This is a genomic window from Bacillus sp. GW823-FHT06A10 (assembly GCF_058795375.1).
On sequence record NZ_JBXAHT010000001.1, the window covers coordinates 2,248,559 to 2,265,249 of the forward strand.

The 16,691-nt window shown below is 34.6% G+C and carries 16 protein-coding genes and 1 pseudogene; 3 read left to right on the forward strand and 14 right to left on the reverse strand.

All coding sequences use genetic code 11. The annotated features are described in order from the left end of the window. Positions 1-7: 7 nt before the first annotated feature. From AC1Q8M_RS11465 to AC1Q8M_RS11480, 4 genes are all read right to left on the reverse strand, one after another. Positions 8-706 (reverse strand): response regulator transcription factor, encoded by a 699-nt coding sequence (locus AC1Q8M_RS11465; RefSeq protein WP_001035094.1) that lies wholly within the window; start codon positions 704-706, stop codon positions 8-10. 78 nt (positions 707-784) lie between these two features. Then, the gene (locus AC1Q8M_RS11470) at positions 785-2,770 is read right to left on the reverse strand and encodes an ABC transporter permease (RefSeq protein ID WP_086421789.1); all 1,986 of its coding nucleotides are present in this window, start codon (positions 2,768-2,770) and stop codon (positions 785-787) included. 2 nt (positions 2,771-2,772) lie between these two features. Further along, positions 2,773-3,480, reverse strand: a complete 708-nt coding sequence (locus AC1Q8M_RS11475) for an ABC transporter ATP-binding protein (RefSeq protein WP_098855663.1) — start codon at positions 3,478-3,480, stop codon at positions 2,773-2,775. Between the two features lie 26 nt (positions 3,481-3,506). Beyond that, positions 3,507-4,229, reverse strand: coding sequence for a lipoprotein BA_5634 family protein (locus AC1Q8M_RS11480; protein ID WP_072938836.1), 723 nt, complete (start codon positions 4,227-4,229; stop codon positions 3,507-3,509). A gap of 864 nt (positions 4,230-5,093) precedes the next feature. Between AC1Q8M_RS11480 and AC1Q8M_RS11485 the strand changes: the two genes are divergently transcribed. Next, positions 5,094-5,855: a class I SAM-dependent methyltransferase gene (locus AC1Q8M_RS11485; protein ID WP_098855662.1), complete on the forward strand. Its 762-nt coding sequence runs from the start codon at positions 5,094-5,096 to the stop codon at positions 5,853-5,855. A gap of 182 nt (positions 5,856-6,037) precedes the next feature. Here the strand turns inward: AC1Q8M_RS11485 and AC1Q8M_RS11490 are convergent. Next, positions 6,038-6,563 (reverse strand): annotated as a pseudogene (locus AC1Q8M_RS11490) (NUDIX hydrolase). A gap of 158 nt (positions 6,564-6,721) precedes the next feature. On the opposite strand from AC1Q8M_RS11490, the gene AC1Q8M_RS11495 reads away from it, so the two are divergent. Continuing rightward, entirely contained in the window at positions 6,722-7,345 is a 624-nt protein-coding gene (locus AC1Q8M_RS11495) for a cephalosporin hydroxylase family protein (RefSeq protein ID WP_276565387.1), read from the forward strand. Positions 7,346-7,379: 34 nt separating this feature from the next. Here AC1Q8M_RS11495 and lepB read toward each other — a convergent pair whose 3' ends face one another. Both lepB and AC1Q8M_RS11505 read right to left on the reverse strand, forming a co-directional pair. Further along, on the reverse strand, positions 7,380-7,901 hold the full coding sequence (lepB, locus tag AC1Q8M_RS11500; RefSeq protein WP_065229016.1) for a signal peptidase I: 522 nt from the start codon (positions 7,899-7,901) through the stop codon (positions 7,380-7,382). An 81-nt stretch (positions 7,902-7,982) separates the two neighbouring features. Then, positions 7,983-10,136, reverse strand: a complete 2,154-nt coding sequence (locus AC1Q8M_RS11505) for a peptidoglycan D,D-transpeptidase FtsI family protein (RefSeq protein ID WP_075719967.1) — start codon at positions 10,134-10,136, stop codon at positions 7,983-7,985. A gap of 288 nt (positions 10,137-10,424) precedes the next feature. Here AC1Q8M_RS11505 and AC1Q8M_RS11510 point away from each other — a divergent pair, with 288 nt between their 5' ends. Continuing rightward, complete coding sequence (locus tag AC1Q8M_RS11510) at positions 10,425-11,006, forward strand: hypothetical protein (protein ID WP_000132266.1); 582 nt, start codon at positions 10,425-10,427, stop codon at positions 11,004-11,006. A 55-nt stretch (positions 11,007-11,061) separates the two neighbouring features. Here the strand turns inward: AC1Q8M_RS11510 and AC1Q8M_RS11515 are convergent, their stop codons facing one another. The 7 genes from AC1Q8M_RS11515 to pxpB form a co-directional block, all read right to left on the reverse strand. Continuing rightward, positions 11,062-11,790 (reverse strand): NAD-dependent protein deacylase, encoded by a 729-nt coding sequence (locus AC1Q8M_RS11515; protein ID WP_141533039.1) that lies wholly within the window; start codon positions 11,788-11,790, stop codon positions 11,062-11,064. 75 nt (positions 11,791-11,865) lie between these two features. Beyond that, on the reverse strand, positions 11,866-12,513 hold the full coding sequence (gene pcp, locus AC1Q8M_RS11520; protein ID WP_000859712.1) for a pyroglutamyl-peptidase I: 648 nt from the start codon (positions 12,511-12,513) through the stop codon (positions 11,866-11,868). A gap of 16 nt (positions 12,514-12,529) precedes the next feature. Then, positions 12,530-13,492 (reverse strand): DUF979 domain-containing protein, encoded by a 963-nt coding sequence (locus AC1Q8M_RS11525; protein WP_001021668.1) that lies wholly within the window; start codon positions 13,490-13,492, stop codon positions 12,530-12,532. 1 nt (position 13,493) lies between these two features. After that, positions 13,494-14,189 (reverse strand): DUF969 domain-containing protein, encoded by a 696-nt coding sequence (locus AC1Q8M_RS11530; RefSeq protein WP_000593392.1) that lies wholly within the window; start codon positions 14,187-14,189, stop codon positions 13,494-13,496. Positions 14,190-14,210: 21 nt separating this feature from the next. Continuing rightward, complete coding sequence (pxpA, locus tag AC1Q8M_RS11535; protein WP_025117835.1) at positions 14,211-14,972, reverse strand: 5-oxoprolinase subunit PxpA; 762 nt, start codon at positions 14,970-14,972, stop codon at positions 14,211-14,213. An 18-nt stretch (positions 14,973-14,990) separates the two neighbouring features. After that, a complete protein-coding gene (locus AC1Q8M_RS11540; protein WP_098360728.1) occupies positions 14,991-15,980 on the reverse strand; it encodes a 5-oxoprolinase subunit C family protein in 990 nt (329 codons plus the stop codon). After that, complete coding sequence (gene pxpB, locus AC1Q8M_RS11545; RefSeq protein WP_000672264.1) at positions 15,971-16,684, reverse strand: 5-oxoprolinase subunit PxpB; 714 nt, start codon at positions 16,682-16,684, stop codon at positions 15,971-15,973. The genes AC1Q8M_RS11540 and pxpB overlap by 10 nt, the downstream gene beginning before the upstream one ends. Positions 16,685-16,691 lie beyond the last annotated feature (7 nt).

Sequence of the window (16,691 nt, forward strand, 5' to 3'; positions counted from 1 at the left end):
ATCTTGCTCACCCAATCACGTCCTTGCTCCAACGATAACCATATCCTCTTTCGGTAACGATAAACTGTGGTTTTTGAGGATTGTCTTCAACTTTAGCTCTTAAACGCTTTATGTATACAGATAACGTGTTTTCATCAAAAAAAACATTTTCTCCTTCTGTTATTTGTTGTAGGAGTTCATCTCTTTTTAATGCTTTGTGAGAATTCTTCATGAAATTCAATAGCAGCTTGTATTCTAAATTCGTCAATGTAATACTTTCACAATTTTTATAAACCTTGACTAGGTTCGTATCGATTCTTATATTCTCAGATCTTAAAATTTGAGATGGCGTTTCTAGCGACGCTTGTTTACGCAATTGTACTTTCACTCTGGCCATGAGTTCCCTAACCCGAAAAGGTTTGGTTATATAATCATCACCGCCTATATCCAGCCCCATTACCACATTTGCTTCTTCATCTAGTGCAGTTAAGAAAATAATAATCGAATTCTCGTTTTTCTTTTTAAAATACAAACATAAGTCATAACCATTACCATCTGGTAGGCCGATATCAAGGATGGACAAATCAAATGTATTGTGAACAAACTGGTGTTTAGCTTCTTTTACACTGGACGCTCTAATCACCTCATAACCTTCATTTCTCAATGAAAATTCGATGGCTATGCCAAGAGCTTCATCATCTTCAACTAGTAATATTTTTTTATTCAAGTATGCCCTCTCCTTTTTTTCCCCTAGCTTATACTCCAATTACAATAGCCTGGCTATAATCTAGCCAGGCTTATAATATTATTGTTCTCTAATATTATCAATAATATTATCTTGTTGAATTTTTTTCAATGGATTTAAGACTGATAAATAACTAATTATTAAAGCTGAAACAAACGTAATGATACAAGCCTCATAAGGAATCGTCCATGTCATTTTCAACATATCAGATATAGCTAAATATATAATATAAGACAATATACAGCCAAAAAAGATTCCTTGTAAACTTCCCGAAAAACCGTAAATCAAAGCTTCATAGGTAATCATTTTTTTCAAATCCTTTTGTGACATACCAATGGATTTCAAAGCGGCCAATTCTTTTCGTCTAGTCATGATACTTATAGTTATAGTATTGAGGATATTAACGCTACTAATTAAAGAAATGACTGTAATGAAACCATATGCAAGCACTTGTAAAGTAAGTTTTTCTTCTTTTTTTGTTTTATTTTCTTGATAATTATTTACGATTGTAATGGAATAGCTTTTTCCAATCGTGTTTTCTATTTCCTTTACTGTCGCGGAAGATTGAGTTACATCCTTTAATTTAGTTTCAAAGCTATTCTCCTTTTTTTCGTATACTTTAGATATATTTTCAAGTGATTTCAATTGATGCAAAACTTGTTCACTTTCAGCTAAATGATCTGGATTATTATCCACTATCTTAATTGTAATATCCGATTTAACAGATAACTTATCAAAAGATTTAGATGCAAATGCAACACTCATTAAATACGAGAAAGTAATAAATAACACACTACTTATAATAATTGATAAGATTGTAATGGTATAGCGATTTTTATTTCGCTTAACATTTTTCATAGCCATGCTCAAAGGAATAGATAAAGGTTTTTTCACCATGGAATTCTTTTGTTTTTTGATTTGTTCCTTTTTAATTGACAACCTGCTACTAATTGCCAACAAAGGGGAGATTTTCCCTGCAAAATAAGCTGGGTACAAACTTGACGCTATTACAGAAAGCAAGGTAATAATCGAACTGATTAGTAAAATATTCCAATCAACATGAAATATCGAGACCGCTTTACTATTTTCCATTAAAAGTGAAAAAGTGAACTGCAGAGAGGCAAGTGCTATTAGGCTACATATAATTCCAATTGGTATAGCGATAACAGCCAGAAAAGTAGCTTCTCTCAGAACGATTTGTCTAATTTGCTTTCGTGTTGCACCAATGCTTCTCAACAAGCCAAACTGCCTCGTTCGTTCTACGACACTGATTTGAAAAGCGTTGTAAATCACAACAATTGTCGCTATCACAACAATGCTGATTGTAATAATTAGCGTAGCCATAATCGAATTATTGTAACCTGGTTTCTCTAATTGAATTAATTCATTACTTATATTAATATTATTTTCTCCGGAAATGGTCTTGAGTCCCTCTAAAACCTCATTAAAGTTTGCTTTTGAGCTAATTCCAACTAATATTTTTCCTTCACCAGCGCTAAACTTACTCTTATAGGTTAGTAACCGTCCCACCTTATTTTCCTGTGTATATGTACTATCACTTAGAAAACCAACCAATTTGTATTTTTTTTCATTTAATTCGAATGAATCACCTATTTGAATATTTTCTTTTATATAAGGTAATACCCAGGGATCAACAGCAACTTCTTGATCATTAGATGGCAATCTGCCCTTAATAATACTGTATTTTAAAAATTCCAAGGCGTTATCATCAGCAAAATTCATTTGTACAGCAGCCTCTCCAACTTGGACTGTTTCTCCCTGTGACATTAAACCAAATGATTCAATTTGCGGGTTATATTTAATTTTTTTCAATATCGATTCATCGTAATTTAATACAACGGCATGAAAAGAATACCCTTGCCTCTTTTTCGTATTCTCGATTTGAGAAATCTGAGTACCGTTCATAAATAGGCCGATTGTAGAAATTAACGATACAGAGAGTACGATTCCTATCAAAGTTAAAATTGTTCGTTTCTTATTTCCCTTTAAGTATCTCCTGCTTAATTGTTTATAATTACCAATCAAGATTAGTTTCCTCCCGTCTTAGGCTTATTCATGGATAGCCACTGATCGGAAATGATTTGGCCATCTTCAATTGTAATAATACGGTCAGAAGTTGATGCAATTTTTAAATCGTGAGTAATCAATACAATAGTTTGATTATATTTTTTTGCTGTCAATCTTAATAAATCCATGACTTCTTTTGTATTTTGAGTATCCAGATTTCCTGTAGGTTCATCAGCTAAGATTAAATGTGGGCGATTTATAAGTGCCCTCCCAATCGAAACCCGTTGTTGCTGACCTCCTGATAATTCAGATGGTAAATGATTTCGTCTTTCATGAAGTCCCAGAATTTCAATAATTTCGTCCATATAAGGATTATCTACAGGTTCATTATCTAGTAAAGTGGGCAAAGCTATATTCTCTTGCACATTCAATACAGGAATTAAATTAAAGAACTGAAATATAAAACCAACTTTTCTTCTTCTAAATATCGAAAGTTCATTATCTGAATAATTATAAATATTGTTCTCTCCAATAAATACTTGTCCTGAACTCGGACGGTCCAACCCTCCCAAAATATGTAACAATGTACTTTTACCTGAGCCAGAAGCTCCTACGATTGATACAAATTCCCCTTGCTGTATAGAAAGATTTATGCCCTTCAAAGCATCTACCCTACTATTTCCTTCACCATAACTTTTGACTACATTTTCTATTCTTACGATTTCCATTTATATCACCTTATTTTCATTTTAATTTAGTCTTGTACCTCTACAAAGTTTATTTTATTCTGATTATTCGAAGAGAGCTTATCAATCTGTTGTAAAACTTTGTCTACTTCTTGTTTGTTTTTATAATCAAAATTACGTTTTTGAAATTGAATCAATTTCATTATTGACTCTGATTCAGAAATTGTATTATATTCTTGGTCGTTTAGAATAACAAGGTTCATTGGAACATACCCAATCCAAATTTGCTGTTTAACATACTGAGCAGGTACTATCTTACCGTTCAAATTCAACTGGTTATTTTCAAAATTATCACCCGCATAAGAAAATAATAGATTCTGATCACTAGATACTTTATTTTTATCTTTCACCCTCTCAGAAATAATAGATGCTGAATTTGGATCTTTTCTAGCTCTTAGAAGTCCCTTATTAAATAATTTTACCGCGGTAGAACTATTAATAACTGCATATTCTGTAGTGTTGATTTCAAATTCTTCATTTGTATCATTTTGTTTCTTATCTTCTTCTGATAATGGAATCCTTTTTGTTATTGTGACGTACTTTACCTTATAGTCTATTGATTGTTTAGTGTCATCTTTAAACTCTTGTTTAACTTTTTCTACGTCAGTTGCAGTACCACTAACTAGAATCCCATCGACTGGTTGTCCTGGACCTTGCACATAACGTTTTACTCCTAATCCTATTCCTATAAAAATAGCAATAACAACCGTATAACTTATAATTTTTTTCATTAGAATACTCCTTTAGTAAATGATTTATATCTGGATTATAGATGAGTTTTTTTCATAAGTTAATGACTTCTATCTAACTATGTGACTTCTAATCTTACAATTTTGTAAGATTAGTATTCCCCATGCTCAACAAGCTAAATTTATATAATAATAATCTTATACGTTATTATTCTCTTTTTTATTGAAACGGATCGAATCACAGGCAATAACCCGACCTATAATGATTAATGTTACAGATAATAACTTAAGGCCCGTCTTATATATAATCTAAATCTTTAAAATAAACAAAGGATATTACTCCTAATACAGCACCAACTATCCCTAGCATCAAATCCTTATACTTTTGTATAAACATCTTATTCCTCTTTTCGTACAAATAAATTATTCCATATATAACAATACTAAATTATGGAATGTTTCCAAAGAATTAAAACGTTTTTATATTCAGTTTATATGTCTACTTATTTACTTATCCCATAGATAAGTAAATCCAAAGGGATACAAAAACGTCACTTCTTTTATAAACAGTACGACTTTATTGTTACATAATAGTAGTGAGAAATATCACATATCTCATAAAAGGGCTGGGCGGAAATTTAAGTTTACTAAATACCTTTTCTAAAGTTTGAGTGCAACCTTTTTCTGTACACTCCATCCAATCTTTCATCAAACAACTACCTTCTCCCATAATTTTAAAGGATTCCCACTCGATTATCCCGAATATATAAATTACTATTCTCACAAGGAGCGAATTTATATGAATCTATTCGAACACGAAACGTAAAACCGTTCCCCTTTCATAAGAGGTCCTCCTTTTTTCTTTTCTCACCATATCATTTACTTACAAAATAGGAGGATACAATTATGAAACGTGATCCATTATTTTTAACTTTATTAGAAAGTGCTAATACAAATTTTAGCGGTTGGGATTTTTCTTTTATTTCAGAAACGGGTCGAATGAAGAGCGAGCCTTTATCGTGGTCATATGGCAGTACAGCTTTCCAGCTTATGCAGCATGCAGAATCAATGCTCGATATGGGGACTGGCGGCGGAGAGTTTTTATCTCTGTTACAACCGTTCCCGTCAACTATTTATGCTACTGAGGGCTACGCTCCAAACGTGCCAATTGCTCGAAAGAAATTAGAGCCTTTAGGGGTTACTGTTGTAGAGGTGAACGATGATACTGCATTGCCATTTCAAGATGGTCAGTTTAATCTAATCCTAAACCAACATGAATCATATGCTGCTTCTGAAGTAAAAAGAATTCTTTCTCCAAATGGAACATTTCTTACACAACAAGTTGGCGGTCTCGATTGCGCGGAACTTAATGACCAATTTGACACACCACTAAATAGTGAATTTGCAAGTTGGTCGCTTGAAGCGGCATGTAATGAACTACAGGAAAACGGATTTACTATCTTAGAAGCAAAAGAAGAATTCCCTTTCCAACGCTTTTATGATATTGGCGCTATCGTCTATTATTTAAAAGCAATTCCGTGGCAAATTCCTGATTTCACTGTCGAAAGGTATTATGAGGAGTTATATCGTATACATGAGATTATCTTGCAAAAAGGATATTTTGATGTGAAGCAACATCGATTTATGATTAAGGCGATTCGTGACTAACGGAAAAGAGGTGGCAAAGCCACCTCCTTTTTTGTTCCTTTTACGTATGTTCTCTACTCTTTCACCATAAGAAAAGTTATATCATACATATTACAATTATGACCAATGAATTGTATTTCTGAAACTTATAATCACCTCGCATATATAACAAGAGCAAAAACGTGATTTTTCACTTTCCTCTTCTATTGAGAAACAAGTTGTTTTTCATATCGCTTGTTCGCATCATCTTCTTTCAAACATGCAGTTGTGTAATTAATAATATTCCGGTTATCGTACGTGAATATATGTTTTAACTTATTTTCTTCTGTTAATACTGTCGGTAAGTATTTTGGTAAATTGCTAACTACTCCTCTATTATCACCATCTAATATCCAATCAATTTCTTTCCATTCTAATAAGCCTTCAGCCGTACGTAATGGTGTATTCATTTGCATTCCATCTGGCAAATCAGCAACGAACACATACATTCCTTCACTAGCCTGGGGCTCACCTTTACCTTTAAAACCAACAGTCCCTTTATACGTTACACTTGAAAGTTCTATGCCCGTTTCCTCAAACGTTTCTCTAATTATTCCTTCGTATGGCGTTTCATTCTCTTCTATTTTTCCTCCAACACCATTCCACATCCCCATATTCGGCTTTTTATTTCTATGTTAATAGCAGTATTTTATCGCTTTTTCTAATAAAGCAAATTGTGTATTTGTACATACGATCATTTCCTTTCATTTTCCACATGAGTTATTTGGCTTATTTTCAAGTAAAAACACTCGCCTTACAATTCCTTACTACATAATATATAGTACAACTTTCATGCGTAAACACTTTACGTCAAACGAGAGAATCCTTTTTAGAAAGGAGAATTTAAAATCGATACTATAAGCAATGAATTTCTAAAACAATATTACGACAGCCTTGTGTGGTTAAAAGATACACATTGGTTTGGAGTTCCAATCTATAAACTTCCCTCTGATCTCTTTTTGTATCAAGAAATCATTTATGAATTAAAGCCCGATTTAATTATTGAATGCGGGACTTTTCACGGTGGTAGTGCACTGTATTTAGCTTCTATGTTAGATTTAATTGGAAAAGGTCACGTACTTACTATCGATATAACTCCGCAGCCAAATCGGCCATCACATAATCGGATTACGTATTTAACAGCATCTTCTGTTTCTGTGCAGGCCATCCAAACAATAGTAAGTATGCGCAAACCTGATGATGTGATTTTAGTTATTTTAGATTCTGATCATAGTAAAGAGCATGTTTCAAAAGAACTCTTGCTATATAAATCTATCGTCACTACTGGCAGTTATATAATTGTAGAAGATACCTCCATTAACGGAAATCCGCTTCTTCCCGATTGGGGTCCTGGCCCGATGGAAGCTGTGGAAGAGTTTTTAACTAAAAACAATAACTTCATAATCGACGAGTCTAAACATAAATTTTTCATATCATTTAATCCAAAAGGTTTTTTAAAGAAAATAAAGTGAAACTTTAATAAGTGGGGTTTTGCTCATCCCCCACTTATTCTATCATTTTCATTTTTGAAAACGGATAATATACAAATTCCACCTTGCCAATTATGTTATCTTCTTTAATATATCCTAAGCCATTGCGACTATCTCTACTTACTTCGCGGTTATCTCCCATAACAAATAACTTATTTGGCGGAATTTTTGTCTTTTGAAAGTTATAAAACACTTGTGTGTTGTTAAATAAATCTTTGTTCGTATATGGTTCTTCTTGCTTTTTATCGTTCACATATACCTTTCCGTTCGTTATGTTAATTACATCACCAGGAAGCCCTATTACACGTTTCACATAATATTTCGATTCATCCTCTTCTTTTATAATGACAATTTCTCCGTGTTGTAAATTAGAAAGACGTACTACCGCTTTATTTACAAATACGTAGTCTTCTTCATATAAAGTCGGCTGCATCGATTCCCCTTCCACCTTACATAAAGTAAAAGAATGGTAGCCTATGACTATCACCAATATAAATAGTATGTACTTTCCCCAGCCTCTCTCAATCTCCTTTTTCATATCCATTCCCACCTTATAAAGCGCTTTTTAACTCAAAAAATATATCACTGCACAATATGTTTCCATGCAGTGATACTATTTTTACTGTGCCTTGTTCGGTTGTTCTACTGGAACTGGATTTGTATTTGATCTATTTGTTTTTAATTCAAAGTACGCATCCAAAATCTCTTTACCAATCGCAGAATTAATTCCTGATTTATCATCATTCACCCATGGTACAACAACTGAAAAAGCTACTTCCGGATCCGCATCATATGGTGCATAACCGGCAAGAGTTAAATTATAACATTTTTTTCGGTTGTTGTTCTCATCTCTTCCAATATCACTTTCTCCACCATATACTGTCTCAGCTGTTCCTGTTTTTCCCGCTGGTTTATATGGTAGACCTTTAAATGTTCCGGTTCCGGTTCCGTCAGCTTCTTGAAAAACTCTTCTAAATCCTTCTTTTACATGATTAATGTACGAAGTTTCCATATCCACTCTATTTAATACAACTGGTTCAATCGACCGAACGACTTTTCCTGCATCCTCTGGTCTATTCGGTTGCTCTCTAACTTCTTGTACAATTTGTGGTTTCATTCGGTAACCGCCATTTGCAATGGTTGAAATATATTGCGCAAGCTGAAGCGGCGTATATGTATCATACTGTCCAATCGCGTAATCAAGTAAAAATCCGGGTATGTTATCAGTTCTACCTATTTGACCGATCGATTCATTTGGCAGGTCAATACCAGTCGACACACCTAGGCCAAATTGTCTAAAATAGTAGCGCATTTTATTAAATGTTTCTTGTTTAATATCTAATGGATTGTTTGGAACATAATTAATGCCTGCCATTTTTAAAGCTGTATTAAACATATAAACGTTCGATGACACTTGCAAAGCTCTTAAATCATCAATATCCCCAAATTCTTTCCACGATTTCTTCGGCTTAGAACTTCCTTTAAAATACATTGGTGCATCAAAGAAGTGTGTATACGGCTTAATCGCTTCTGTTTGATATCCAGTTAATAAAGTAGCCCCTTTTACAGTTGACCCTAACTCATAAGAACTTGTCATCGTTCCTAATGCATAATCTTCTATTTGCATACCGCCATCTTTATTTACAATTTTCTTTCCTGCCATTGATAAAATTTGACCGTTTTTCGGATTCATCATTACTACGAACGCACGATCCATCATCGGCTCTGCAGCATGAAAGGCTCGTAAATTCTTTTCAAGGCTTCCCTCTACTCTTTTCTGTAAATCCATATCGACTGTTAACATCAAGTTATTTCCACTTTTTCCTTCAGTCACTTTTTCTGTTCGAACAATCTTCCCTGCTTTATCCATAATATTTTTAGACTGTTCTTTCGTTCCATGTAGTGCATCTTCGTATTGTTTTTCGATGTAACTTTTACCAATACGGTCGTTTCGATTATAATCACGAACTAAATAATAATCTAATTGTTCTCTTGGCAACCCTTCATTTTCATTAGAAACGCTACCTAGTATAGAGCGCAGTATTTTATCATTTGGGTATTCACGTTCCCAATCTACTGTTGTATCCACTCCCGGTAAACTTGCCAACCTTTCACTAACGACAGCATATTCATTTTCACTTACGTCTTTTTTAACGATTTGCGGCGTCATTTTATATCCCGCATTCATTTTGCTTTTAATTACTAATACTTCTATATCTTCCTTTGAAAGCTCATTTAATTCTTCTTGTGTAATTCTTTCCCGGCGCAGTTCTTCTACTTTTTTATCTAACTCTTTTCCTTCTATTTCTTGCTTTCTAAATTTACTCTCATCTTCTTTCGTTACTTTCGCTGCTGCCCGCTTTTCATTTAACTGCATCCAAAAATCTTTTTTATCTGTCTCTGTTAACTTATCCATGTCCTCTTGCGACATTTCAATTAGCTTAGCTAAATCTCTTGCTACTTGTAAAACTTCTTTCGAGTCCACTCCTCTCATTTTCGTATATGTAACGGTTCGTAATGGTTTATTATTTACAATAACGTGACCTTGTCGATCAAACATTTTCCCTCTAGGAACGGGAGTACTTACCGTTACATCTTCCTTTTTGTTTACTTCATTTCTATACGTTTCTCCATCAATGATTTGTACTTTACCTAATTGAATTATAATAGCTGAAAATAAAAGAAAGACAATAAAAAATAGTACATTTAACCGAAATGGAATATGAGTCTTTTTCTTTTTCGATTGTTTTTTCTGCTCCTTTTTCTGTCTCATTTCGCTCCCTCGCTTCATTCTATTAACATTTCTACGCAAAATCATTATGTATCAAATTTATTTATATGATATATATAGAATTTTATATTAATTACTAAAGAAATAAAAGATTTAATTTTCAGTTTTTTAATTTATTATCCTATTTATTACCATTCCCTTAATGCACAATAACATGAATATTATTCTAAAAGAAAAATGGGCAAATTGATTTTTATACCATTCGTTTACATTTATTTGTATACTAAAGAAATAAATTCATAAAAGACATTACTTAAGGAGAGAACGAAAATGACAGATTCGTTTATCATACATACTAATACGCCACATTGTTTAAACTTTATGATCTATATTCAAAATATTTATCTCAATCAAAAAGGAAAAAAAGAAAATTTTCGTTTTCCTTACATAACAAAAACATTACATTTCTCCACTGACTTTAAAACAAATTTCAAAGAATTATGGCTGACTCTTCGTAAGCAAACTGCTAACGACAGATATGATTTACAGATTTTTCACGAGGAGAATCATATATTTTATGAGAAGCTTTTTGACGCTAATTTATGTGATGAGGAATCATTTATAGAATTGATATGTAGTTTTAAAGTATGGTGGACTAGCATAGCAGGTCAGCTTTCAATAGAATATTCCGTAAGTCATTATAGTGAACAACTCTATAATGACTTAGTTTTATACTTAAAACAAAACGGAATAAAACCTTCACAACAGCTACAAATTAGCTTACTTTATGACGACTGTGTATTCACTAAAGATAATATTACTTCTTACTCTGCCATTTTACCTACGAAACACTTTTTTATAAATTATAGAGATGTGGTTACTACACTATCGACATGTTTTCATGTTGTTTAATATAGCAATTACTCAAATAAAAAACTGAGGTATCCACCTCAGTTTTTTTAATAGTTTATTTCATTGAAGATAATCCCTCAACAAACTCACCAATTTTATTTTGAAAAACATAATCAAAGTTATATTCCTGTTCTGTTAACTCTTCATTTACTAAGATGGTTGTTGCTCCTACTTCCCTCTTTGCAATTTGCGGGAATGAAGCGACAGGCTGTACTTTTAGTGACGTTCCCATAACGATAAGCACATCTGTTTCATATAAACGTTTGATTGCATTTTGATATTGCGGCAATGTATCTCCGTATAAAACAACGTCTGGATTTAAAATGAAATTACACTTCTGACAGCGCGGCACTTCATGATTAATCATATGCTGTAAATCATAGCCTAATTTACATTTTGGACAATGTGCTGTTTGAAGTGTTCCATGTAAATCGATGACATGCTTACTGCCACCTAATTGATGTAAACCGTCAATATTTTGCGTTAAAATCGTAATATCTTTCCCTTGTTCTTCTAGCTCAGCTAAAAAGCGATGGCCACGATTTGGTTTATATTGATGGAACGTATTAATTTGAAAGATTTCTTTATAATGCTTCCAAAATTCTTTCGGACTTCGGTTATAGTACCCTCTTGATAAGTACATCTCCACATTCGCATCAGCATACAATCCATTTGCTGAACGAAAATCTGGAATACCACTTTCCGTACTTGCACCAGCGCCTGTTAATACTGTAATTTTCTTCGCTTTTTCTAAAATTGAACGTACTTCTTCAAATTGCTGCACAAAAATCACCTCTATGTATTTTCCTATTCTTATTATACCAGTTGTTTACAGGAGGTGTTGTACAATTCATTTTACTTAATGCGTTGCGCCCCCAACCTCTACAATATCTACTTCAACTGTCGTCGTTACTTCGATTGCCAATTCTATCCCCTTACGAATAGTAGAAAGTGACATACTCGGTTGCCCTGGATAATTACTCGCTTGTTCTGGTAAGAACGGAATGTGAATGAATCCGCCTTTTATTTTCTTATCATGTTTCTCTAGTTCATGCATAAGTCCATAGAATAAGTGATTACAAACGAATGTACCTGCCGTTTGTGAAATAGATGACGGTATGCCTTCTTCGCGAATTTTTTTTACAATTGCTTTCATCGGGAGTGTGGACCAATACGCAATCGCTCCTTCTTCTACAACCGGTACATCTACCGGCTGATTCCCTTCATTATCAGCAATTCTTGCATCATCAATATTAATTGCGACACGTTCTATCGTAATATCTGTTCTGCCCCCAGCTTGTCCAATGCATATAATAATTTTCGGCGCTAGTTCTTCTATATACTCTTTTAATACGCTTATTGATTTATGAAATACTGTTGGGACTTGTTTGCTTATTATCTTGTATTCTCCAATTGTTTTTTCATGCAAACCTTTTGCTACTTCCCAAGCTGGATTGATATTTTCTCCGCCAAACGGATCAAACCCTGTTAATAATACTGTTTTCATAGTTTTATCCTCCTAATTAGAAACGATATACAAGGCCGTACATAATAAACATATTTATGATAAAAATTGAAAGAGCAATTGGTACTTGCGCTTTAATAACCGCATTTTTATCCTTTAGCTCTAAAAGCATCGCAGGTACGATATTAAAGTTTGCTGCCATTGGAGTAAGTAGCGTTCCGCAATATCCAGCAAACATACCGAGTGCTGCCATAATTGCCGGGTTTCCTCCGTGCATTTGAACAATTAAAGGTAAGCCAATTCCGCCAGTAATAACAGCAAACGCTGCGAATGCATTTCCCATTACGACTGTAAATAGCATCATGCCTAAACAGTACGCCATAACAGCAACGAACGGATACTCTGTCGGCAGCACTTGTCCGACTAAATCTGAAACAACTTGCCCAACGCCAGACTTCGCGAATATACCGCCAAGTGCTGCTAACATTTGTGGTAAAATCACAGCCCAGCCGACAGCTTGTAATAGTCTGCTTCCTTCTTGTACAGGCGTTGTTATTTTTGATTTTGTAATACGCATCGCCGCAACAAATGCAAGTAATGCACCAAGCGCTAATGCAACTAACGTTACTTTATCTGGATCAACAAGAGAGACATTTCCCCATTTGATTTTCCCTAACGTCAACGTACCGATAATTGTAAAAATAGGAATTAAAAGTGCAGGCATAAAAATTTTATTTTTTAATTTCTCAGCATGTTTCACACGTTCTTGCACAGGTACTTCTTTCTCCTCTGATTTTGTTACTTTATTCATTGAAGCTAAAACGACCATAGCGAGCACTATACAGCCAACGTAAAACGAAGGAATTACATTTCCGAATAAAAATGTAACTGCAAACAATGCCCAAAATAAACTAGAACCGAATCTGTTTGGATGTTCACGATCGAATGCGATACGAACAGCGATAAAAGCAACAATTATCCCTAATACATAATAGATTGTATCCATTGTTATGATGTTCATATTAGATTGCCTCCTTCTCTTCTTTTCCTTCTGCCTTCATTGTTTTCTCTATATATTTATCAAACCTTCTAAATCTAATCCAGCTTACAATAAGTGCAGATATTGCTGTCGGAATGCCCCAAAGTGCCATATCCCATACTCCGACATGCATACCTACTGAATCGAAGAATCCTTTCATTAATAAAATAGCTCCAGTTGCGATGAAAATATCTTCTCCGAAAAACCAAGCTGTATTTTCAGCAGCTGCTGCGTTTGCTTTAATCTTTTCTCTTAATTTTTCAGGAAGTTTACCGTATTTACCTTGCGCGGCCCCTTCTGCCATCGGTGCAACGAGCGGCCTTACTGTTTGCGCATGCCCACCAATATTAAGCCCTAGTGCTGCTGACGATTCTCTTATCGTAAAATATGACATTAATACTCTTCCAGTTGTTGCTCCTTTTGATTTCGTTATAAGTGCTTCTGCTCTTTCTTTTAAACCGTAACGCTCTAAAATTCCGATTACTGGTAAAGTTAATATAATTGGCATAGACATATATCTATTTTCTATGAAAAATTTACCGAACATGCTGATCACATCATAAAAACTTAACCCTGAAACCATACCAGTAACAATACCTGCAACCATAACTACTAAAAGTGTATTTAATCTAAATAAAAAGCCCACTGCAACAAGTAGTATTCCGATTAATTTAATCATCCCAGCACTTCCCCCTATTTTTTATTTCGGTGCACAAATAGAAACACCATTAAGTTTGAATGTTCTGTATATTCTTTCTGCAAATTGCACTGCTTTTTCCCCATCACCGTGTAAACAAATCGTTTGCGCCTGAACTGCTACTTTCTTTCCATTGACCGCATATACTTGGCCTTCTTTCACCATTTGAAGTACTTGCTTTATCGCTTCGTCTTCATCTTTTATAAGCGCATTTTCTTCTGTACGGCTCGTTAATGTACCATCTTGCTTATATGTACGATCCGCAAAAGCCTCTTGTACGAGAGTTACTTTGTATTTTTCTGCAGCCTGTATAAACGCCTCGCTATTTGCTAATCCATAAAGTAATAGACTTGGATTTATATGATAAATTGCCTTTGCAATTGCATCTGCAATTTCCGGATTAGACGCCGCCATATTATATAAGGCACCGTGCGGCTTTACATGCTGCATTTTCCCGCCTGCCGCTTTCACAAATGCGTCTAATGCGCCTGTTTGATATAAAACATAATCGTATACTTCACTTGCTGAAACATTCATGTTTCTTCTACCAAATCCAATTAAATCAGGAAATCCAGGATGCGCCCCTATTGCTACGTTATGCTCCAAAGCTTTTTCAACAGTTTGACGCATAATAGACGGATCACCCGCATGAAAACCGCAAGCAACGTTTATAGAGGAAACGAACGGAAGAATCTCATCATCATTCCCCATTTTATAAGCGCCAAAACTTTCTCCTAAATCACAGTTTAAATCGATTGTAGTCATAATGTATTCCTCCTAATTTCAGCTTCGTAAAGCGATGAATTTCTTTAATAGATTCATATTTACTTCTTGTTCTATGTACAATTGTTCCGCTTCTTCAAGCGTAATTTTCTCAAAAGAAACATAGTCCCCCGGCTTTAGCTGGGCAAGAAGAGGTAAATCTACTGAAATGATATTTCCCATTCTCGGATAGCCACCTGTCGTTTGCCTATCTGCCATTAATATAATCGGCTGTCCACCATTAGGAACTTGAATGGTTCCAAATGTAACAGGACTCGATAAAATCTCTTTTTCTTCATTCCTATTTAAAACTTCTCCCTCAACCCTATAGCCCATACGGTCAGCATAATTAGATACCTTATACTCTTTCGTAAAAAATGCCTTTCTACTTTCTTCTGTAAATTGATCATATTCAAAGTCAGTTATGACACGAAGCTTTGGATGTTTCTTATACTTTGGTAGTACTCTGTTGCTAATTGCCCATTTCGTTTTTATTCTCGCATCTTTTTGTAAATCTTGAATGAAACGACTCGCCATTTCTGGTTGTGCACCAATTTGGAAGTAGTTACCCTTTTCCAACATTCTTCCTTCTATACCACCAATCGCAGCACATATGTACGTACTTTTGCTTCCCATTGTACGCTCAATATGTATACCACCCGCAAAAGTTACATACGCTCTGCAACCACTTTTCACTTTTCCAAAACAAAGCATACTACCTTCTTCCGCTAAAATGGGACGCCATAACGGGATACGTTCTCCATTCAATAACGGTTCCATATCTGCTCCGCCAATCGCAAGTAAAGTCGTTTTCTTTATTAACAATTTAGGTCCCATAATCGTCATTTCGAGTCCCGCTTCATTCTCCTCATTACCAACTAACATATTGATCATCCGAAGTGCACTTTGATCCATAGTCCCGCCAACTGGTACACCGTATTGTTGATAATGAGATCGCCCTAAATCTTGGACTGTTGTAAACATTCCCGCATGCAAAACTTCTACATCCATTCTTTAGCCCCCTCAAGTGATACGTACTCTTCCTTCGTTATTGGGATAAATCGTAAATACATACCACTTTGAATATATGTTGGTATTTCTTCTTCCGGATTAAATAATGAAATAGGAGTTCGGCCGATAATATTCCATCCTCCTGGTGTTTCAAGCGGATATATACCTGTTTGATTTCCGCCAATACCTACTGAACCAGGAGAGATTTGTAACCGTGGTGTTTCTTTTCTAGGTGTTTCTAATTCTTTTGATAGTCCTCCTAAATACGGGAACCCTGGTGTAAAACCTAACATATATACAAAATATGTAGTTTCACTATGTATTCGAATCACATCTTCTACTTGTAAATCTTTATAATGTGCAACCTCTTCTAAATCAGGTCCATATTCTCCCCCGTAGCACACTGGTATAGAAATATGTTTCACATCCTGTTTTACTTCTTCTTTATAAGAATCACACAGCTCCTTTATATACTGGCGAACGTAATCATATGGCCTTTCACTTCTCTCATTTCTCTTCCATACTTCGTATACATTGTAGTAAACAGCTAATGAAGTAAACGACGGAACGCACTCAATCATTCCTGCAAACGGATGTTGCTGCAGTGCTTGAAATAACCGCTGTACTTTCTCATATATATCCATCTTAATTTCTTCACCAAATGTAACAATAATTGCTTGATCCCCTAACGCAGAAAATTTCATCCTACTC